18 protein-coding genes are annotated in these 21,816 nt (G+C 42.8%); 5 read left to right on the top strand and 13 right to left on the bottom strand.

The genetic code is table 11. The annotated features are described in order from the left end of the window. Positions 1-14: 14 nt before the first annotated feature. The 9 genes from cvpA to M1E96_RS07400 form a co-directional block, all read right to left on the bottom strand. Positions 15-518 (bottom strand): colicin V production protein, encoded by a 504-nt coding sequence (gene cvpA / locus M1E96_RS07440; RefSeq protein ID WP_070929212.1) that lies wholly within the window; start codon positions 516-518, stop codon positions 15-17. A 325-nt stretch (positions 519-843) separates the two neighbouring features. Further along, positions 844-1,500, bottom strand: a complete 657-nt coding sequence (gene dedD, locus M1E96_RS07435; protein ID WP_272579931.1) for a cell division protein DedD — start codon at positions 1,498-1,500, stop codon at positions 844-846. A gap of 5 nt (positions 1,501-1,505) precedes the next feature. Next, positions 1,506-2,795, bottom strand: a complete 1,290-nt coding sequence (folC, locus tag M1E96_RS07430) for a bifunctional tetrahydrofolate synthase/dihydrofolate synthase (protein ID WP_217495506.1) — start codon at positions 2,793-2,795, stop codon at positions 1,506-1,508. Continuing rightward, entirely contained in the window at positions 2,788-3,768 is a 981-nt protein-coding gene (accD, locus tag M1E96_RS07425) for an acetyl-CoA carboxylase, carboxyltransferase subunit beta (RefSeq protein ID WP_319066644.1), read from the bottom strand. The genes folC and accD overlap by 8 nt, the downstream gene beginning before the upstream one ends. A gap of 143 nt (positions 3,769-3,911) precedes the next feature. Beyond that, entirely contained in the window at positions 3,912-4,598 is a 687-nt protein-coding gene (locus tag M1E96_RS07420; protein WP_272579929.1) for a DedA family protein, read from the bottom strand. A gap of 60 nt (positions 4,599-4,658) precedes the next feature. Beyond that, a complete protein-coding gene (gene truA / locus M1E96_RS07415) occupies positions 4,659-5,474 on the bottom strand; it encodes a tRNA pseudouridine(38-40) synthase TruA (protein WP_070929207.1) in 816 nt (271 codons plus the stop codon). After that, a complete protein-coding gene (locus tag M1E96_RS07410; protein WP_272579928.1) occupies positions 5,474-6,484 on the bottom strand; it encodes an aspartate-semialdehyde dehydrogenase in 1,011 nt (336 codons plus the stop codon). Before M1E96_RS07410 ends, truA begins: the two co-directional genes overlap by 1 nt. A 94-nt stretch (positions 6,485-6,578) precedes the next feature. Continuing rightward, a complete protein-coding gene (pdxB, locus tag M1E96_RS07405) occupies positions 6,579-7,709 on the bottom strand; it encodes a 4-phosphoerythronate dehydrogenase PdxB (RefSeq protein ID WP_337979909.1) in 1,131 nt (376 codons plus the stop codon). Between the two features lie 221 nt (positions 7,710-7,930). Then, entirely contained in the window at positions 7,931-8,746 is an 816-nt protein-coding gene (locus M1E96_RS07400; RefSeq protein ID WP_070929204.1) for a helix-turn-helix transcriptional regulator, read from the bottom strand. Positions 8,747-8,844: 98 nt separating this feature from the next. On the opposite strand from M1E96_RS07400, the gene M1E96_RS07395 reads away from it, so the two are divergent. Further along, positions 8,845-9,780, top strand: coding sequence for a DMT family transporter (locus M1E96_RS07395; RefSeq protein ID WP_283125344.1), 936 nt, complete (start codon positions 8,845-8,847; stop codon positions 9,778-9,780). Positions 9,781-10,352: 572 nt separating this feature from the next. Then, positions 10,353-13,319 carry a sel1 repeat family protein gene (locus M1E96_RS07390; RefSeq protein ID WP_369427450.1) on the top strand — a complete coding sequence of 989 codons (2,967 nt, stop codon included), beginning with the start codon at positions 10,353-10,355 and terminating at the stop codon, positions 13,317-13,319. A gap of 160 nt (positions 13,320-13,479) precedes the next feature. Here M1E96_RS07390 and M1E96_RS07385 read toward each other — a convergent pair whose 3' ends face one another. Further along, positions 13,480-14,286 carry an SDR family NAD(P)-dependent oxidoreductase gene (locus M1E96_RS07385; protein WP_349485276.1) on the bottom strand — a complete coding sequence of 269 codons (807 nt, stop codon included), beginning with the start codon at positions 14,284-14,286 and terminating at the stop codon, positions 13,480-13,482. Positions 14,287-14,455: 169 nt separating this feature from the next. On the opposite strand from M1E96_RS07385, the gene M1E96_RS07380 reads away from it, so the two are divergent. Next, entirely contained in the window at positions 14,456-15,643 is a 1,188-nt protein-coding gene (locus M1E96_RS07380) for an MFS transporter (RefSeq protein ID WP_369427449.1), read from the top strand. Here the strand turns inward: M1E96_RS07380 and M1E96_RS07375 are convergent. Together M1E96_RS07375 and M1E96_RS07370 are read right to left on the bottom strand one after the other, a co-directional pair. Beyond that, positions 15,620-17,701: a transcriptional regulator gene (locus M1E96_RS07375; protein WP_369113612.1), complete on the bottom strand. Its 2,082-nt coding sequence runs from the start codon at positions 17,699-17,701 to the stop codon at positions 15,620-15,622. The two genes, M1E96_RS07380 and M1E96_RS07375, sit on opposite strands and share 24 nt — an antisense overlap. A 24-nt stretch (positions 17,702-17,725) precedes the next feature. Further along, positions 17,726-18,358, bottom strand: a complete 633-nt coding sequence (locus tag M1E96_RS07370) for a winged helix-turn-helix domain-containing protein (protein ID WP_272579922.1) — start codon at positions 18,356-18,358, stop codon at positions 17,726-17,728. A 326-nt stretch (positions 18,359-18,684) separates the two neighbouring features. Between M1E96_RS07370 and M1E96_RS07365 the strand changes: the two genes are divergently transcribed. Then, the gene (locus M1E96_RS07365; protein ID WP_070929198.1) at positions 18,685-19,104 is read left to right on the top strand and encodes an ASCH domain-containing protein; all 420 of its coding nucleotides are present in this window, start codon (positions 18,685-18,687) and stop codon (positions 19,102-19,104) included. Between the two features lie 174 nt (positions 19,105-19,278). Here M1E96_RS07365 and M1E96_RS07360 read toward each other — a convergent pair whose 3' ends face one another. Continuing rightward, positions 19,279-20,475 carry an MFS transporter gene (locus M1E96_RS07360; RefSeq protein ID WP_272579921.1) on the bottom strand — a complete coding sequence of 399 codons (1,197 nt, stop codon included), beginning with the start codon at positions 20,473-20,475 and terminating at the stop codon, positions 19,279-19,281. Between the two features lie 62 nt (positions 20,476-20,537). Here M1E96_RS07360 and M1E96_RS07355 point away from each other — a divergent pair, with 62 nt between their 5' ends. Further along, positions 20,538-21,551 carry an AraC family transcriptional regulator gene (locus tag M1E96_RS07355; protein ID WP_369113611.1) on the top strand — a complete coding sequence of 338 codons (1,014 nt, stop codon included), beginning with the start codon at positions 20,538-20,540 and terminating at the stop codon, positions 21,549-21,551. Positions 21,552-21,816: the final 265 nt, after the last annotated feature.

The raw sequence follows: 21,816 nt of genomic DNA, 5'->3' as shown, positions 1-21,816 counted from the left end.
TTAGTCTTTCCTCATCAGCCAGACGGAGAAATATTCTCCGGTAGGAAACTTGACGCATTTTGCAGGTAGTCAAAGAACCACCTGATTATATGACTGAACTGCGGAATAAGTTCCGAACGTTGCCAATCCTCACTTTGAGGAAGTGGTGTAAAGGTATCAAGAAAAAATAATAACGCAGATACAATTAACACACCACGCAACGCACCGAAGCAGATCCCCAGAACACGATCTGTGCCCGATAAGCCAGTTTTTTGAACCAGAGAACTAATCACATAGTTAACAACTGCACCGACAATTAATGTCGCAATAAATAATGCAGCAATAGCAATACCATTTCTGACTAGTATGTCCTCAAAGCGCGTAAAATACTGTGCTAAGTAAGGATAAAATGTACTAGCAACAAAGAATGCACAGCCCCATGTTATCAGTGATAAAGCCTCGCGAACAAACCCTCGGATCAGGCTTACCAGTGCCGAGAAGCCAATGATGGCAATAATTGCATAATCTAACCAGACCATATTTCATTCCAAAATTCGCACCCACGGCAGTGGCTGGAGTGCATTCTAACAGAAAACGAAAACGTTTGCGTAACCAATTTACATACAATTTAAAAAAACCAACGGCGAAAAGAAAAATTCATATTCGCCGCTACAATTGGTTAAAAACTCAAATTTTTATACTCTAAATAATTCGAAATACAACTAGACGACAAATCAATTCGTCGCCAAGGGCCTACAGCAGTATATGACTATTGCGTTGAGTATAGTCACTATACTTCAACGCAATATGCTATAAATCGAATGATAACGAGTATTTTATTCCTAATTCAATACTATGATTTACTCATGGCTTGAAAGCCCTAATCTCACCTTGCAGCCCCGTTATCGAACGCAACTCAGGTAATGCGCTTTCTAAGCGTTGCCGTGAAGCTTCTGGCCCAACAAAAATACGCGTTAATTGGCCATTCACTGGTCGTGAAGGAACCGTATAAACTTGATACCCAGACAACCGTAATTTTGCGACAATTTCCTCAACCTTCACTGAATTTTTCAATGCACCAAGCTGCACCACAAACGCTTTCCCCTGTGGAGCTTTAACTTCAGGCTTAGGCTCTGGTTTTGGTTCCGGCTTCGGCACTGGCTTCACTTCAGGTTTTGGCGTAGGTTTAGGTTCTGGCTTTTTAGGCTGTTCAGTTGGGGTAACCTCTTTTTCTGGCAATGTTGTGGCAGATTGCTGTTCGCGCTGCTGTTCATCTTGTTTCTGCTCAGAAATCGCTTCAGATATCATGGCTTCCGATACCGCGCCTGACGTCGAAGATTGCGTCAGCGGTGCGATCGCTTCGATATCTTGCTCGTCACCCGGTTTTGGAATAATAGGTATGGCCGCAAATTCATTTTCATTGTATTTCTTATCGCCATCAAGTAATGCGGGTAACACAATGATCCCCGCAGCAACTAAAACAATGGCGCCGACAAGACGATTTTGAAATTTACTTGCCACCTACGCTATCCTTTTGTTTGATCTAACAACATCATTACATGAGCAACAGTATGGAAAGAACCACAAACAATCACAATATCCTTCTCTGTTGCATCAACACAAGCTTGCTGCCATGCTTCATCAACCGAATCAAATACCTTTGGCGAATCTAGATATTGGCTTAATTGAGATGCTGATGCACCACGAAACTCAGTTAATGACGCCACATACCAATCCGTCACTTGCTCAGATAAACGCGTTAATGTGCCTTGGATGTCTTTATCGCCTAACATACCAACTACCGCACGGATCCGTCGCCCTTCAACCGAAGGAAGTTGCGCTAAACGAGTCACCAGATAACCTGCTGCATGTGGATTATGCGCCACATCCAGTATCATCAACGGTTTCTCACCAATAATTTGAAAACGCCCAGGGAGTTGAGCAGACTTCAAGCCCTCTCTCACCGCCTGATCAGTAATTTTATTGGCTAGTTGATGGTTAGTTTCTTTGAGACAACAAATAACCCCTAAAGCAGTCGCTGCATTAGCGAGCGGTACATTAGGTAACGGTAAATTCGCCCACTGGTATTTATCGCTTTGCCATGACCAATTATTTTCGTGTTGCTCAAAAGACCAATCTTTATCACGACGAAACAGCAGAGTACCAATTTCATTGGCATATTGACCGATCGATTCAGGCATGTCAGGTTCACCGACTACACCATAACGACCACCACGAAAGATACCCGCTTTCTCGAAACCAATGTGTTCTCTGTCAGAGCCTAGCCAATCAGTGTGATCGATAGCAATACTGGTGATTGCCGTGACATCAGCATCGACGATATTGGTCGCATCTAAACGCCCACCTAACCCTACTTCAAGGATCACCACATCTAACGCAGACTGTTTAAACAACTTCAGCGCTGCCAATGTGCCGTACTCAAAATAAGTTAATGAAATATCGCCACGTTCCGCTTCTATATCAGCAAATACACGACAGAAATCCGCTTCAGCTAGCTCTTGACCTTGAATACGTACCCGCTCGGTGTAGCGAACTAGATGTGGTGAACTATAAACTCCCACTTTGAGGCCAGCCGCCATTAAAATAGATTCAAGAGTATGGCAGGTTGTCCCTTTACCATTAGTGCCTGTCACGGTGATCACGTGAGGTGCGGGTTGAAGCAACCCCATTTGACGAGCAACTTGTCCGACGCGCTCTAGCCCCATATCAATATTTTGGCTATGCAGGTCTGTAAGATATGAAAGCCAAGTCTCCAATGGAGACTCGGCATTTGGAATAGTAAATTGATTACTCATCATCTTTTTTATGCTTAGCAGAGTCCTTTACTTGCTCATGAGCATCGATGACAACATCGTCTTTAGCGATATCGATTTTCACTTCCTCTTCAATCACTGGTACAAACTCTTCTGTATTGAAGCTCGGTTTATTGGTTAACATTGCTAATACATCAGCTAACGTATCACGCATATCAGTACGGCGAACGATCATATCGATAGCGCCTTTCTCTAACAAGAACTCACTACGTTGAAAGCCTTGAGGCAATTTTTCACGTACCGTTTGCTCGATAACACGTGGGCCTGCAAAACCAATTAACGCTTTTGGTTCAGCGACGTTGATATCACCTAACATCGCTAAACTTGCCGATACCCCACCCATGGTTGGGTCAGTTAATACAGAGATGTATGGCAGACCACGTTCTTGCATTTTTGCTAACGCTGCACTGGTTTTCGCCATTTGCATCAGTGACAACAGCGCTTCTTGCATACGCGCGCCACCACTTGAAGAGAAGCACACTAATGGGCAGTTATCTTCTAGAGCTTGTTCAACTGCACGAACAAAGCGAGCACCAACAACGGATGCCATTGAGCCACCCATGAAAGAGAATTCAAATGCCGCCGCAACAATTGGCATTTCTTTTAACGTCCCTTTCATTACCACGATAGCATCTTTTTCACCCGTCTCTTTTTGAGCCGCTGAAATTCTATCTTTATATTTTTTTGAATCACGGAACTTGAGTATATCTTTTGGCTCAAGTTCACTGCCTAATTCCGTTGTAGAGTCTTCATCAAGAAAAGCTTCAAGGCGCTGGCGTGCATGAATGCGCATATGATGATCACATTTAGGGCACACTTGTAAGTTACGCTCTAACTCAGCCCCATACAATACTTGTCCACAACTATCACATTTAGTCCAAACCCCTTCAGGGATATTGACTTTAGTTGATTGGGTCAAGTTACCTTTCTTTAATATTTTTTCAATCCAGCTCATTAATAGACCTTTTCGTCTGATTGATCTCTGGCTACTTCCTTGAGAAGCCGCATATAACGCCTCTCAGGTAAAACACCAGTATGTAATTTTGTGCCATTAAACCACAATGGTACTCCACTGTGGATAAAAAAATTTAAAATCCGTTACGGATTATCACTGTTTTGCGTAGCGACACGCTTTTCTCTCGCTGCTGCACGGCGATGACGGATCACTTCAATCACCCCCGGAAGAATAGAAATAAAGATAATGGCGACTATCAATAATTTCAAATTCTGCTGTACGAACGGTAAATCACCAAACAGGTAACCTGCATAAGTGAATGATAACACCCATAATAACGCACCTGTCACATTATAAAAGGCAAAATGACGATAAGACATTTTGCCCATTCCTGCAACAAATGGCGCAAAAGTTCTAACAATCGGCACGAACCGCGCCAATATAATGGCTTTACCACCGTGTTTTTCATAAAACGCATGGGTTTTATCTAAATAAACACGACGGAAAATTTTTGAATCGGGATTTTTAAATAATTTTTCGCCAAATATACGACCGATTGTATAGTTAATTGCATCACCTAAAATGGCCGCGATGATCATCAGTGTAACCATTAAATGCACATTCAAATCATTGCTATCTAATGCGGAAATCGCTCCTGCAACAAACAATAATGAATCACCAGGTAAGAATGGGGTTACTACCAGCCCAGTCTCACAAAACAAGATCAGAAATAAAATACCGTACACCCAAGTACCATATTCAGCAACCAGCTCTGCTAGATGCACATCGATATGCAGAATGAAATCGATAATAAAACTGATAAACTCCATAAGTGTCCTCGTGATTTATGAATAGCGTCCCTGCTATATCTAAGATTCTTAAGATTAGATTTACATCAGCTCATCGGCTAAAAAAAGCGGCCCCATCACATTCGATGGCAGAGCAAATTTCTCAGGATAATCAACCGCAACTAAGTACAAACCTTCAGCTTTAGCGGTCGCCGCAGCTTTTGTTCTGTCCTTAAGTTCCAGTAATTCTGCCATCCAATTAATATCTTGATTACCGCAACCAATTTCTAGCAGACTTCCAACAATATTTCTGACCATGTGATGAACAAATGCATTGGCTTTGATATCCACCACCACATAGTTACCATGGCGGCTAACTTGCACGTGCATTACATTACGCCAAGGCGTCCTTGACTGGCACTGGACTGCTCTGAATGAGGTAAAATCATTTTCCCCCAATAGAACTTGCGCCGCCTGATGCATTCTTTTTTCATCCAATGGATAATGAAAATGCGTGACGCCATTCGATAAAATCGCAGGTCGATAGCGATGATTAAAAATGACATAACGATAACGACGTGCTGTTGCACTGAATCTCGCATGAAATTCTTCATCAACACCTTGGCACCAACGCACGGCAATATCGTCAGGCAAATGGGTATTAACGCCCATTGTCCACGCTGCCTCTTTGCGCACTACTGGCGAATCAAAGTGCACCACCTGCCCTGTCGCATGTACGCCTGCGTCAGTACGCCCCGCACAAAACACACTAATCGGCTGATTAGCCACTTTAGACAGCGCTTCTTCGAGACAACCTTGTACACTTTTTACTTCTTGTTGGCGTTGCCAGCCATAATAGCGACTACCGTTATATTCAATGCCTAACGCAATGCGAGACAACTGGGTTGACTCGGACATCAGTAAGATAGCTCCTGAGCCAGTTTTTCTGCGGTTTCAACTGCCATCAATGCACCACCAAAACGCACATTATCGGCAACAGACCAAAACTGTAAGATTTCAGGAATACCGTAATCATTACGGATACAACCAATACTCAAATAATCGTTGCCAGAGGCATCAGTCACTTGAGTTGGATAATCGCCTTCTTCTGAGACCTGAATATCATCAAAACGTTCAAGTTCATCGCGAGCTTCTTCCATACTGACTGGTCGCAAGGTTTCAAGGTAAACTACTTGGGCATTACCATAAAATACTGGTGATTGAATAAAGCTCACAGCAACGGGTAGTCCATCGTCCTGCAATACTTTGCGTACTTGCTCAACCAGACGGCGCTCTTGCTGTACACTGCCTTCTTCATCGGCTAATGTTGGTAACATATTGAATGCGAGTTGTTTAGTAAAACGGCCTTCTTCAGCTGGGATGCCATTTAACAAACGGGCACTTTGTCCTGCGAGTTCATCCACTGCCGATTTACCATAAGCAGAAACAGATAACATATTTGTCAGCGTAATACGTCCCACTCCTGCCGCATCAATTAATGGCTTAGTGGCACTCAATAATTGGCTCACATAGCTATCTGCAACAGCAATAATATTACGATTGCGATAATCAGCTAAGACATGCGGGTTTACACTCGGTACAACTAAAGGGACATCTGGTTCGAGAGCAAACACACCACTGCTATCAATCACAATACAACCTTCTTGTGCCGCTTGTTCCGCATATTGCAAGCTGACTTCATCACTTGCAGCAAAGAACGCCATTTGAGCTTGCGACCAATTAAAGTCGGTAGCATCTTGGACTTGATAACTTTTGCCATTAAAACGAATGCTCTCCCCTGCTGTTCGCTCGCTGGCTAACAAGTACAATTCGCCAACCGGAAATTCGCGTTCTTGTAATAATGCTAAAATGGCTTCACCGACAGCGCCGGTTGCACCCAATAACGCAATATTCCAACCTTCAGTCATTGCTGTTTCTCCAAAAAATAACGATTAAATGAAATAATTAGCAAATAATAAGTTAATGATGTAATCATCAACTTATCATCGTTGTTTGCTGTATTCACTTAATTAAATGTGCATTAAAACCCAGTGCAGATAGTTGTGATGCAACCTGATCATCATCACAACGAATGTTGAGAGACGACCACTCACGGCGCTCCTGATAGTGCTTGCGTAATTTGTCAAACTCACCGGGTATTGCGGCGACTTCACGCAATGCAGCGTCGTCGCGACGCACATCATACACGAGATGAACCAGCCTTTTGAGCTGACTTTGCGATAATTTACCTTGAAATGTTAGTGCGCTAATTTCAGGTGTAGGTAATAAAGAAGACAGCGCGATATTGTCTGGTTTGCCTAAGAATTGGCAATACGCCTCGTAGACTTGGGTTGTACCACGTGCCTTACCTTCAAGGGTATAACCTGCAATATGTGGTGTGCCAATGTCTACCCATTGAAGTAATTCAATATCTAAATCTGGCTCGGGCTCCCACACATCTAAAACGACAGAAAGCGATTTACCTTGTTTCAATAGTGATAACAAAGCTTGATTATCAACAACTTCACCACGACTAGCATTAATAAGGATCGTGCCATCACGTAGCTCAGCCAAACGTTGAGTATCCATTAAATGGTAGGTTTTATCCGCACCATCCATATTCAATGGGGTATGGAAAGTCAAAACATCCGCTTCCGCCAGTACTGTTTCTAAAGGTAAAAATTCGCCCTGACCTTCTGCTTGCGCACGAGGAGGATCGCATAATAATGTTTTTATCCCCCAAGCTGCCAAGCGATTGGCTAAACGGCCTCCAACATTACCAACGCCAATAATTCCGACTGTTTTATCACGCAAATCAAAATGATCGCGTTCCGCTAACATTAATAATGCAGAAAATACATATTCAACCACAGCGATTGCGTTACAACCCGGTGCTGAAGAAAACGCGATCTTGGCTTGGTTGAGCCATGCTGTATCGACGTGATCAAAGCCCGCTGTTGCCGTACCCACGAATTTAACTGGTGTATGGCTAAGTAATGCGCTGTTAACTTTGGTAATTGAACGTACCATAAGTGCGTCGGCATCAAGCAATTCACCTTCAGGTACTGGGCGGCCTGGCACAGCAGTAACTTTACCTAGCTTGCTAAATAATTGCTGAGCATATGGCATGTTTTCATCAACTAAAATTTTCACTGAATTCGCCCCAATATCATCACGCGTCTTTTAAATAAAAATGCAAAGTATACTCTAAATCATTCAAGGTGCAGCTAGGCGATAAACGAACGCTCAGCTAGAAGTATAGAAAACACTGTAGCTAGCGTCAGTGAGTGTAGGTACCCTATATTAATGAGAAGCGCTGCAATTTGAAGTATGACGAGTATGTCATCTATTTTGCCACGTTCCAGCACCATTTCCTATGTACGATTTACTTCGTTTAACGATTCTTTAGTACGAAAACGATCGGGGGTCACACCCGATATTTGCTGAAACATTGCAATAAATGCCGATGCGGAGCTATAGCCCACATCCAGCGCGACCTCATGCACACTTTTTCCGCGTTCTAACCCAGCTACCGCATGCAAATAACGTAAACGCTGACGCCATTCACTAAACGACATCCCTAGCTCTTGCTGACAACGACGCGATAACGTTCGTTCTGAGGTGTAACTGCGTTTAGCCCACTGCGCTAAAGTCGAGTTATCAGTGGGGTCTCTCTGTAAGGCATCTAAAATGGGAGCTAAAAATTTATCTTTTGTGATAGGAAGATAGGTATCTTGGCAAGGTGAAAGTGCAAATTGGTCAACCAACACACTGGCTAAACGCTTATCTTCATCGGTTTGAGGCTCAACAATTCCCCTTTGATAAAAATCGGACATAATCGTCTGAAAAATGGGGCTTAGTCGAACTACGCAGGCACGAGAGGCTAACTTGCCGCTGAGGTGTTGTGCAAAATCGATGATCCGAAATTTAACACTTTGTTTATTAAAACTCGCATGCTGGACATCGGCAGGTATCCAAATGCAAAATTCAGGTGGCGCTAGATAATGCTTACCGCCAACTTCCATTTCCATGATCCCACACACCACATAGAGCAATTGCCCAAACGAATGAGAGTGAGATTTATACTCTGTCTGGGTATCAATTTGTTCATGCCGTAAGGCAATAAACGCAGGTTCAATGATATTGCACTCATTAATTAGTCGTTTCGATGTGTTTGTAATTTGTTTCATGAATGTTGTCTGAAAACCGTTATCGAATGTCTGAATATCAGTATATATAAAAAATCTGACAAGGCTATACTATTGCCATCATTAGGGAGAAGCATTTGATGAAAAATTTAATCTTTCCGTTAATAGCGGTTTTACTGTGGTCAATCAATGCGATTGTCAATAAAGCGGCTGCAACGGCCATCGATCCTGCGGCAATATCTTTTTACCGTTGGGCATTAGCACTATTAGTCATGACTCCATTCGTACTGCGTTCAGTTCTTAGGCATTGGTCGGTTGTCAAAAAACATTGGTGGCAATTAGCCATTTTAGGGGCACTAGGCATGATGCTTTATCAAAGCCTTGCTTATTATGCGGCCCACTCAGTCAGCGCAACCTTTATGGGGATCATGAACTCACTTATCCCATTGCTAACCGTGGTAATTAGTATATTTGTCCTACGAGTCATTCCAACGGTCGGTATTTTTATCGGTACACTACTGTCATTGGTTGGGTTAGTTTGGCTAGTGAGTCAAGGAAACCCTGCCACTCTATTTTCTCAAGGACTTGGTACAGGTGAGCTATTGATGTTAATTGCCTCCGCAGCCTATGCTTTATATGGCGTACTGACTAAACGTTGGGCAATTCAGTTATCAAGTTGGGATTCACTGTATGTGCAGATTTTCTTTGGTGTGCTCCTATTAATACCTAACTTTTTATTGGCTGACGATGTTTCACTCAATAGCCATAATATTGGTCTTGTGGCCTTCGCAGGGATTGCAGCATCAATTATCGCCCCTGCGATGTGGATCCAAGGTGTGATGCGCTTAGGTGCCAATACAACATCTATCTTTATGAATTTAGCGCCAGTATTTACAGCAATTATCGCGATTTTTGCGCTCGGCGAAGAATTAAAAAGCTACCATCTATTAGGCGGCGGAGTGGTCTTACTTGGTGTAATGTTAGCACAACAATTACGCACGCCACTGACTGATCTTTTCAAGAGTAAAAAACACATTGAGCAGAAAAAAGATTGCGTAAACGATAACAGCCAGTAAAATTAGCTTTCAAGCAATGCAATGTCGTAATCCATATGCCCCACTTATGTGGGGCTATGTTTTTTTATTTATACCCATTAATTATTAAATGAATCATCTTAATTTAATTTATTTAATAAAATACCAATATATTAAATATTACATTGTTGAAAACATTATGGATTAGGTAACTAATATTATGATGAATATGTAAAAGGATAGTCATGCTCCCTAATATTAAGCCATTTCGAATAGCCACCGTGACTTTAGCTACACTGATAACTTTGTGCTTTACGTCTTCAAAACTTCATTTATCACCATTAGCAACAAGTTATGCTTTTTCTCAATCCGATGACACTCAAAAGGATTTAGTGTCATTGGCTAAAAATGAGCATAATGACTTGCCATCAACGGTGAGTCTTCCTACGATTTTCTCAACCATTGTTAATGATGATTACGCCAAAAAAGCGTATTTATTGTATCAAATCTATCATGGTGATGAGTATCGAGAAAATTTAACACCTGACTGGTTACAAGCTCAAAAATACCTTGAGCTTGCGGCTGAATTAGGCCATCAAGATGCATTGATTGAAATGATTGAACAGTCAACTTTCCGTTTTAATTTTCCCGGAAAGTACCTTGATGAACTAGCGCAAAAATATATTAATACTCTGTTAGATAAATACCCTGATTCTCCGAAAGCCCTTATTGCTTTAAGCGATCTTTATGCAACATATACAACACATTTTTATAATCCTGAAAAATCATTTGAATTAATTCAAAAAGCGAGTGAAATATCACCATCAGCAGAGAACAACTATAAACTTGCTCAAAAATACGCTCTCGCTCTAGGTACAGAGCAAAATTTAAAACAAGCTATCAGTCTTCTACAAGAAAATATTGCTAACGATAAATTAGTAAAAGATAGCCAATATGCATTAGCACGACTCTATTTTCAATTTGATGTATCCGATGAAATTGAAAAAGACTTCGTTATTGATATACTCAAAGAAGGTGTTGAAAGAAATAAAACTTCTTTATTTCCAGATTATAGCTTAGCACATTACTATGCAGACTATCTTTTAGAGCAAGACCCAATTAATAATAAAGAATATGCTTTTTCATTATACAAAAAAACAGTCAACTATTTTACTGATGCAAATATACATCATGCATTAGCGCTAATAAAATATAAAGAACACGAAAAAGATCAGGCCATGGCCCTTATTTTATTAACGCTAGAATCAGATAAAGAGCGTCATTATCTCACCACAAGAGAGCGTCAAAATGCTTATGACCTGCTCTTTGAGCATGCTCTTGAGTATCCTAGAGCAATTCAATTTCTTATTGAAGAATCATTTAATAATGAACGAGCAAGAACTTTCATCCTTCCTTTATTAGATCAAAATCCTGACGTAAGGTTTAAATATGCCATAGCTAATGTTAGCCGTATGAGTATTGAGAATAAAGTTGATGAGAATAAATTAACCTCACATTATCTAGACATAATTGAAGCCGCAGAGTTAGGTTCCATTGATGCTATGCTGTTTATTATTCATGGGAAAATTGATGATAACCTCATTTCTGGAAGCCTTTATTACAATAATAAATTTGATCAACTCACAGGGACAACACAAAATGATCGTTTGATGTGGCGTAACAAGTGCGCAGAACAAGGGAGTAATCGCTGTTTAGCCGAGCTGGGTAAACTCTACCAATATGGGCAATCTGGTGTTGAAAAAAATTATCCGAAAGCACTGGAATATTATCGACAAATTCATGTCATACCTGATAAGTATGAATTTTTGGATTATGAGTCCGATATGAAGCTTATTGAAAAAGAGCTACAAGAATTCAATGAGCTGCTCAATCAATATCATAATAATGACTCCCAAGCCGCTTACAGACTAGCCAATACTTATCGGCTCGGTGAGTATGGGCAAAAGAAAGACAATGTTAAGTGGCTTAAATATCTCGATCAAGCAGCAAACTTAGGCAGTTATACAGCATTAAGTGATCTACAGACATATTATGAGAACGAAGGGTTACTCGAAAAAAATAGCGCTAAAATCATGCGTTATTATAAGCAGCAAATCTCTTCAGGTAATCAATCAGCCACCCTAAGCTTAGGCTTAAATTATTTATACGGATTGCACCTTGTTAATGCAGATCGAACAAAAGCTCGTGAATTATTGAAAAAATCAGGCAAAGATGGCGAGCGCTATCTCTCTGAAATGGATAGTTTCGATGCAAAATACAATATAAAAAATAAAGATGCAGATACCAATCTTCAGCTAGGTATCGCACATACATCCGGTAAAGGAACCAACATTGATCATTTAAAAGCTCGACAATATTTTAAAGCCGCTGGAGAACAAGGGGATCAAGATGCCGCTTATACCTATATTAGATCGTTACAAAATGGTATTTATGATTATAAACAAAACCGCTGGATAGTAGAGCCTAATTGGGATGAAGCTATTTCATGGTTAAAAAAATACCCACTGGCCTGTTGTGAGGAAGATGAGTTATTTCGTTATAATACACTGGTATTACCCGCGTTAAATAATGATATTAATGCAACACTCCGATTGTCCCATTGGTATATTGAGCAACAGCAACATACTGCGGCAGCCTATTGGTATAACAAAATACTGGATAAAGCAGATTTAAATATCATCATCCCTGCTCTTGATAAAATAATTACCAATACAGACAAAAAACGCGAATTATATTCATTTGGAACATTGAAGAACAATCAATATTCTAAAGTCCATTTTGCATCTTTAGCGCTAAGTAACAAAAAAGTAGCCGCAAACCCACAGCTCTACCAGTCTCTCATTCAATACCTGCATGAAGGATTAGACTCAAAAGATCCTGTGATTGCAGATCTTGCATTTGATTCTTTGTTGACTGCATATAGAGATGGAACTGAACGGTATAGTTATCGAAACCTTCATCCAAAACATGAAAAAGCGTACGTTGAATTATTAGAGTCACAGTCTAAGAAACGTACTGATGTGCTAATGCTATTGGCTGAATATTATACAAAAAAAGATCCGCAGAAAGCGCTAGCATATGCCAAAGAATCTGATGAAAAAGGTAATATTAAAGCAGCTAATTATCTATTTAACTTTTATCTTGCTCAACATGATGCTGAAGATGAGAATTTTGAGCGTGCGGTTCAATATCTCAAGAAATATTTAAATATGAGGGAAGCTGCTGATAAAGAGAAAATTAAAGAGCTTACTGTTCCTACTCTAAAGATAACCTACATTGCCAATATTTATTTCGAAGGCTTTGACGATATAGCGCGAGATCTAGATAAGGCGATTGAGATGTATCAATATTTATTAAAATATGAACCTGAAATTGCATTAGAAAAACTTTATGAGGCACATATCTTAAACGGAAATGCCAATGAAGCTTATTACTATGCATTAATTCTTGATAAAGATATTGATAATGTCATCATGTTTAATACGCTAACCGATGCACAGCGTGAAGCTATCAAGATACGTGCACAAAATTATATCGATAGTCAAAATACTAAAAAATAAATCATAACCGTAGTCCAGACTTTCATAGTATCCGTCTGTACTGATTGATCTGCGACTGACAAGCTTAGCTTCCTATGCACTTTGCTTGAAAAATAGCTGCGCTGGTTGACCTGAGAGTACTCATCAATCAGCCAGCGTCTGCAAGGAAGCATCCCGCATATTACATAAACCGGTCAGCACCGCCTGAAGCCTCAATAGTCTGACCGGTAACAAACTGATTCCGATCAGAAAGTAAGAATGCGGTGATTGCCGCAATATCTTCTGGTAATCCAAAACGACCTACAGGCGTTTTCTCTTTGCCCAATAATGTCATGATCTCTTTATCCGTTTTATCAGTCAGCTCAGGACGACGATCACGGACATTCGGCAGCATATTCCTAGCCCAGTTATCCGTTATGACAGCACCTACCCCCACCGCGTTAACCAAAATCTCATCAGGCGCAACACTCAGTGCCAGACTACGAGTTAGATTATTGATTGCAGCGCTCAGAGCATGCGAAACCGTCAGTTGGGGGTTTGGATAGATCCCACCAATAGAGGAAATGTTGACAATGCGTCCCCAATTTTGAGCCTGCATTCCGGGTATGACAACCTTACAAAACCGTCGCATTGCAGAAAACTTAGTCTCTGTCATCGACTGCCACTCTTCTTCTGATGTAGTCAGCAGTGTGCCTGTGTGGGCTCTTCCTGCATCATTTACCAGCAAATCAATGCGCTGAAAAATACTTTCGGCCTGCTTTACCACCAGCTCAGGCAGTTCAGGATCCGTCACGTCCCCAGCAATCGGCAGTACGGTTACTCCGTATTTATCTGCAATTTTTTGTGCTGCTAATATCAATTGTGCTTTTTGTCTAGCAACCATGATCAGATGCACACCATTCGCGGCCAATTCTTCGCAAATACTGAAACCAATACCGGTTCGAGCTCCAGTTACTAGAGCCACTTTACCCGTCAGTTTTAAATCCATTTTCAACTCCTTAGATTATGTTTAGTGATTAATGTGAATAACATGAGTAGCAATTTTTTGTTTCAAACACTTGGGGAATAAAATTCAGACGTCTGAATAAAGTGGTCAAAGAATCGGGAATAGATATTGCCTAGAGTAGACAACATTACGTTTAGAACGAGGTGTGAACATGTGTACTGATAGCGAGGAACTTTCTTCGGTCAAGATCCTAATACTGGCAATTATTTGCTGTATCGTTGTCGCTAATATCTATTTTAATCAATCCGTTATGAATCTGATTGCGGGTTCTTTTCCTAATGAATGGAAAGCCGTCTCTTTGATCCCCATGGCCACCCAGTTAGGCTATGCGGCAGGCTTGTTCTTGCTGATCCCGCTGGGCGATTATATAGAACGTCAACGGCTTATCCTACGTCAGGCACAAGTGCTGTTTTTGGCACTGATTGGCATGATATTGTCTCCAACTGCATCAGCGCTGGTGTTTTTCTCTTTCCTGACTGGCATTGCTGCCACCGTTGCCCAACAGATTGTGCCGCTTGCTGCTTCACTCTCGAAAAGTTCTTCACGCGGTAAAACAGTGGGAACGGTAATGAGTGGTGTTTTGGCAGGAATTCTAGCGGGACGGGCTATTGGCGGCTTTATCGGTGAATATTTCGATTGGCGAGGAGTCTTTTTGTCTGGCGCAGTCATGACACTGTTCGCGATATTTTTCATCGCCCGTATGTTGCCTTCTCAGTCGTTATCCACTCCGAAATTTAATTATCTCACAGTACTGCGTTCCTTAGGCCAGTTGTGGAAAAATGAACCACAGCTGAGAAATGCGACACTGACACAAGCCCTGTTATTTGCCTCCTTCAGCATATTATGGACAGCCCTCCCTTTCTGGCTAGCCTACCGCTACCATTACGGGACAGGCATAACTGGGTCTCTGGCAGCACTGGGGTTAATCGGAATTCTCTGTGCGCCTCTGGCAGGAAGTATCAGCGATCGTCAAGGCCCTTTTAGAATGGTTATCTTGGGCATAGTTCTGATGCTGCTGGCCTGGATTGTTTTCTGGGGTTGGAACAGCATAGCCGGCATGGTGGTGGGCATCCTGTTACTGGATGCGGGGGAACAATGTGTCCTGATCGCGAATCAGCACACCATTTATTCTTTGTGTCTAGAGGCCCGAAACCGTCTTAACACACTTTTTATGTGCATCATGTTTATCGGTGGCGCATGTGGCTCACTGACGGCTACTTGGCTATGGGAAACCACGCATAACTGGATGTTGATTGTGGCTGCTGGGGCGGTGCTCGTGATGTTAGGTATGTTAATCGCCATCAGATACAACCCTTCATCCCCCCAAACGGGCACATAGCTCTCGCGCATTTCTGATGTCTGTTGAGTGTTGAGAATCATCGATGTGGCTTAACACCTCCGTGATTAACTGTTTTGCCACCACACGCTCACCGATTTCAATCAGCAGCGTTGCTAGCGAGCAAACAATGCGCAAAGCCCAGCCATATGCCTGTTGCTGGTATGCTTTATTCAGTGCCAGTTCTAATTGCTGGCGCTGAGCGCAGATCGGTAAATGTATCACGGAAAGACGCATCAGTTCGGGCGTACACCAGTTTTCATGCAGGGTTTGCTGCGAAAGTCTGGCATCCATTTCTGATAATAAAGGAGAGTACTGCCAGTCTAATCCCATGCCTCGCAGCGATCTAAATAACATAGTTTGCTTGATATTCGGCTGACTGAACTGCTCAGCCCAATGGAGAAATAACTCACCGTAGGTTTTCCAAAAATAGAGGTCATGTTTTTCAGCCAGTTCAATAAGCCAAAGAGCGGCCTTTCTTACCCAGCGCGGATTGCGATCGAGCGCCGCTGTCATGCAAGCACCTTCCGCCAAGGCGCAACACAACGAACAAATATGTTGTAAACGCGCCGCTTTTTTCACTGCTCGCCATGCAATCTGCTTAGCGGTTTTATACTCACCCTGTACCCAAAGTACACGGGATAAAAATGCCTCACCAGCAGTTTCCTGATCGAGTCCAAAACGGAAAGCGTGGTCGGAACCGTCAATGGCAAGCCGATCCAGAGATTGTTGCAAATAATCGCGACCGAGAGCATGCTTCCCCAAAAAATGCCAAGATACCCCCAAAATTCGCAATCCTGTAGCCAGCGCGTTTGTATCATTAATCGTCTGTGCAAGCGTGCACATTGACTGCGCATGATGAAGCGATTGGTCGAGTTTTCCGGTGCGCAAGTAATACAACCATAGCCCGTAATAAGCTTGTAAGCGAATTTCGTTATCGTCGAGTTGTTCAGCAAGTGACAATGCTGTTTGCCAAGTGGATCGCGTTTCAGGAGTGGGACCTTTTGCCCAAGTCGATGCTTTACCCGCAGCTGCACTGAGATCCATTCTCTGATGTAATGTTAAAACTCCCTGCAAACGCGCTTCACTGAGCAACGGATAAATATGACGCTGACATTCATGATAAAGTGAATATTCAATCCAGAATGGCGTCATGGCCTGTAATATATCAAGTCCTTTTGCAGGGTTAGCTCCTTCAGTTAAGGTGTGCTGTAAAACACTGCGTAAATCATTAAGGATAGAGTCATAACGTGCTCGCCACTGTTTTGTTGGCAGCCTATACCAATCGAGCTGAGCTTGCTCCGCTTGACGATGGCAATAGTCAGCAAACTGAGCGGCAAGCCTTGGATAGACTCCTTGCTGCCTGAGTTTATCGCAAGCGAACTGACGAAGGGTTTCCAGTAAACGAAAACGGGTAACGGGTACCTGAGTAATCACTTGGATCAGTGACAGGGAGACCAATCGTTGGAGATCATCGACAAGCTGCCAACTATTTTCTTCGGGAGTCTGTAAGAAGTCGGTCACGGTGTTCACGGAAAATATATCGGTGAAAATCCCCAAAGAGCAGAATAATTTCTGTTCACGCGGATTGAGTAATTGATAAGTCCACTCTAGCGTAGTCTTGATTTTTTGATGTCGAGATACCCGAACGCTTTGCCTATTGCTCAAAAGCTGAAAACGATCTTCCAGACCATAATAAATCTCACTGACGCTCATAATCGATAACCGAGAGGCTGCAAGTTCAATTGCTAGGGGGAGCCCGTCAAGATGACGGCATAATTCAGCTATCACTGGTAGCTCAGCATTTGATGGATGGTAATCAAATCGCTGAGCCTGAGCGCGTTCAATAAATAGGCGAACGCAGGGAAACAGCAGCAATCGTTGAAAATCGGCCTCTTCTTTTTCTGGAACCACTAGTGGCGGTAGGAGGTACTGTTGCTCACCTGCAATTCCTGTTGCCGCCTGACTAGTAAGTAACATGGTAATATGTGGTGCTGCATTCAGTAGCAAGGTAATCACCGGTTTTAACTCTTTGATAACATGCTCACCATTATCAATCATCAACAAGCACTGGCGTTGGGCGAGCTAATGCGATAAATCAGAATCGTTATGAACAGCAGTTAATGGCAGATGCAAAGCCTGTGAGAAAGCGGAGAGAAGACTGGAAGCGTCAGAGATGTGGGCCAGTTCAACCACACAAACACCATCTGGATACTTTGCCCGAACAAAATTAACGACTTCCCAAGCCAAACGCGTCTTACCCACGCCGCCTAGACCAGTGATAGTGACAAGTGGGTGCTGACGTATTAAGGCGCATACCTCCTGCACTGCTTGATCACGCCCTAAAATCGAGGTTAGAAAAGGAAAAACAACCGGGGATTTTCTGCTATGTTCTGACGATACGACTTGATGACTGGGCAAAAGGTCAAAACGGTAGCCAGCACCAAATTCGGTCGTTAGAAGATGACGATCGTTGCCAAGCACGCGACGGATGGCAGAAATCTGCGCTTGAAGATTATTTTCCTCAACAATTTCATTCCCCCATACCTGAGTAACTAATCGGTCTTTACTGACGACTTGGCCTTGTGCACTGACCAGAGCAACCAGCACATCAAAGGCTCTGGCAGAAATTTTAACCGGTTTACCGCGATGCAGCAGGATCCTCAATTGAGGACAAATTTGCCACTCAGCAAAGCGGATTTCATCGGTAGATTTCATGATGTCACTCTCTTTTGTCGGGATCCTCTGTCGCAGGTCAGCGGTAGTATAAAATCAGGGGCAGCGTTCCTCATAACACAATAGTTAATTCAGCAATCATAACATAGGGGATTTCTCATCACAGTCAGATGAGCGATATAAAGTACAATACATTGAATTAAACATTTTGACACTAAACAGCCCTCAAACAGCGCTCAAGTGTCTAATTTAAGTGAAGAGCTGATGCACGTAACAGTGCAACAAAGATGATTTTTTGAATGAGATCGTTCATATTGATTGGAAAGAGTTCACTTCCACTAAGAAGATTAAATTAACAAAGGCTGAAAATGACAAAGCTCGAAGAATTAAAAAATATTTATCCCGATGCACTTGTATGGCAATTTGGTGATAGCCCAGAACTTGCTGACGAACTCGTACAACTGGTTTTGAGTGGAATTAAAACAGCGACATGTTCTTCGATAGCATCTTTTCAGCATGAATATAAGCGAGGCGAAGCCCCCTACGTTGGCAGTTATAATATCATTCTTAACGGAGCCGGACAGCCAATGTGCGTAATCAGAACCCTCAAGATGCAAGTCATCCGCTTCAATGAAATGACCCGTGAACTCGCCAGTAAAGAAGGTGAAGGTGATTTAAGTCTGGAGTATTGGCAAGAAGGCCATAAGCGTTATTTTGAACGTGAAGGCTCTTATTCTGAAGAAATGGAGCTTATCTTTGAGGAATTTGAACTTATAGAAATTTTGTAACAGCCCGCTTTGGCACAGGACTACCCTAAGCGAGTTTCAGCGGTCAGCCATGAGCGAGAAGCGGATAACAAATTAGTCGGCAAGCCATGGGGAAATTTTAATGCTTCTATTCAGGCCAGCCATCGGATCCTACTGGCCATTATTAAAACAGGAAGCATATTCAAAATGCTCAGGTCATCGGATCTTCACTTTTAGTCCAATAACGAGCGTGGCAAGAAACATTACGCAACCAGCGGTGATGAAAACCCCTATCACGCCGCTGATGCTAAAGAGTAAGCCTCCTAGTGCAGCTCCAGCAGCAATTGAAGACTGTACTGCTGCCACTACCATACCCCCTGCTGTTTCAGCCTGATCGGGAACGGAACGTGCTACCCAGTTTGACCACGCCACGGGAACGCCACCAAAAGCCATCACCCATAACGCAACAAACAATATCAATCCATTTTCGTTCAGGGGCAATAAAATCATGCCCAGTGCTGCCAAACCGACAAGTGCTGGCATCAGTATCAGCGTAAAACGCAAACTTCTTTCCATTAGCCAACCAGTCAGTAGCGTTCCGATAAAATTAGCCACGCCGAATCCAAGCAGGATTAAAGATAAATGATCTACATCAAGCTGAGTAATATTTTCAAGAGCCGGTCGAATATAGGTAAACATCGCATACTGACCAGTATGTACAATAACACATCCAGTCATTCCGATCGCAACGCCTGGGCGGCGAAGCACATCCAAGATAGTCGCAGTTGCCATCATTCTACGTGGAGCCATTCTAGGAAGCGTAAACAACTGAAAAATGAGTGTCAGCACGCCTACTCCAGTTGCAGCGATAAAAGCACTGCGCCATCCATAAAGCCCACCTAAGTAGCTTCCCAGCGGAATCGAAACGACTGTTCCGACGGCAATACCACTAAAAATAATGGAGAGAGCACGCGGCACTCTTTTTGCAGGAACCAGCCGCATAGCTACGGCAGCTGCCATACTCCAGAACCCACCCAGAGCTATACCCAACAGAATGCGCATTACAAGTAAGATTGACAGGCTCGATGAAAGTGCCACAAGCAGGTTGGAAGCAATCATTAGCACGGTAAAACCAAGCAAGACATTTCGGCGATCATAATTGCGCGTCAGACGGGGAACTATCAGGCCAGCAAACAGTGCTACCACTGCTGTTATCGTCACAGCCTGACCTGCAAGGGCTTCGGTAACACCAAGATCAGCGGCCATAGGTGTCAGCAAGCTAGCTGGGAGGTATTCTGCGGTCAGCAATCCAAACACCCCCATCGTCAGCGAAATAACAGCCATCCATGCGGATTCTTTAGGCTCTGAACTATTCAGACTAGCAGATATGGCTTCAGGTGCTTCATTTCTCATAACATACTCTTTTCAGGAAAAAATTTAGGTTCCAAGTCTAGAGCTGTGAAGCCGGATGCTCTATGATGTTACATCCTGATTTTTTACCCGAAACGCCGGAAATACATGTGAATAAACATTTTGCTCTGTCATCCGAACTCATCAGTGAACTATTGCTTGAAATGCGCCTACGTGGCGTACAGTACCGCCGCTTACTGACTGGAACTGAATTTGGTGTCGGTTTTAGTAATAAACCGGGCCATGCCTATTTTCATTACATCGCTGTGGGAACTGCTTTGCTTCGTACAAACGATGGTGTGCTTCACAAGCTGAAAGCCGGAAGCATGGTATTTATGCCACAGGGTGAGGAGCATCAGCTTATATCGGATGTCAGCTGTGCAATTCAACATATCGATACGTTAGGCTCTGCGCCTTTAGGAGAGGCTGTCAGCGGAATCAATACCTGTCCCAGTACGCATCCGACTCCCAGCACAGTTCTGTTTTATGGCTGTATGGAGTTCGATCTTGGTGGAATGCAGGGCTTGGGTAAACTGATGCCGCAAGCCATAGTGGTGGAAGCAAACGAAAAGGTATATCCGGGACTGGTTCCCATTCTGGATGCAATGAAATTTGAAATTTGTTCCGGGCGTGCTGGCTTCGCGGGCATTCTGGCACGCCTAGCAGAAGTGGCTGCTGCCATGATCGTTCGTGGATGGATAGAAAACGGCAGTGAAAATGCCGCTGGCCTTATCGCCGCGCTACGTGATCCGCGGCTTGCCCGTGCCATTCTGACCATCCATCGCGATACAAGTCGAGAGTGGTCTGTTGCAGAGCTTGCTGCCCAGTCTCATGTTTCACGTTCTGTTTTCGCTGAACGCTTTACATCAATCATTGGAATACCTCCCCAGCGCTATGCAAGGGAAGTACGAATGTGCCTCGCTGTTCACTGGATTATTCACGATAAAGTCTCAATCGACACGGCAGCTTTACGTCTCGGCTATGCCTCACAGGCAGCATTTAGCAGAGCTTTTAAGCGTATCATTGGGTATCCACCGGGTGTTATGCGAAGCAACCAATTAAAAGCCATTCAGAGTTAATTCACTGAAATTATGAATATTATTGATTCGGTTCTGCACTGAATTCTGCATATAACACGGAGAACTGAGCATAAACTGACCATCATCAATTAACGCATCACATTTTCTCTAATGTCCGTTTCTGACACAACAGTTACTGGAACGCTAATATCTACAAGCTACCTGAGTAAACATTTTAGTTAGATATTTAATGCATCCAGCCTTTCGAAGCCACTAAGTCCGCTTTTCGCAGTCAGATTAGATTGAGTTTTGTGCCATAACGGTA

Origin of the sequence: Providencia sp. PROV236 (assembly GCF_033676985.1) — a bacterium.
Lineage (GTDB): Bacteria > Pseudomonadota > Gammaproteobacteria > Enterobacterales > Enterobacteriaceae > Providencia > Providencia manganoxydans.
This window is presented reverse-complemented; position numbering and strand designations above follow the sequence as displayed.